Source organism: Xenorhabdus bovienii (assembly GCF_024721015.1).
In the GTDB taxonomy this organism is placed as follows: domain Bacteria; phylum Pseudomonadota; class Gammaproteobacteria; order Enterobacterales; family Enterobacteriaceae; genus Xenorhabdus; species Xenorhabdus bovienii.
Map to the genome: position 1 here is coordinate 1 of NZ_JANAIF010000376.1, position 325 is coordinate 325.

Annotated in this window: 1 protein-coding gene; it reads right to left on the reverse strand. The window is 44.9% G+C overall.

From position 1 onward, the window contains the following. Positions 1–325 (reverse strand): DDE-type integrase/transposase/recombinase (locus NXS07_RS21075; protein WP_258087642.1); only part of this gene is annotated, 325 nt, incomplete at both ends.

Below are 325 nucleotides of genomic sequence, written 5' to 3' on the forward strand. Positions count from 1 at the left end.
CTTTACGTAACATATTAACCAGCTCAATGCCCGCTAATACGCTCTGCGTTCGCCTGAAATTTTTAAATCCCAGCATGGGACATATCCGCCGTTTGATATTGCGATGATCCTGTTCAATCAAATTATTGAGGTATTTGTTCTGCCGGATAACAATGGCTTCTTCCTTTGATGTTCCCTTGTTCCATTCATCCACGGCGGCTTTATTGGCACCGCTTTTATCCATCGTGACGATCTCAGGCTGACCATGTTGACGCATTGCTTTTTTAAAGAAGCGCAGGGCGGCCGCCTTATCCCTCTGAGCTGTTAACAAAAAATCCACCGTATT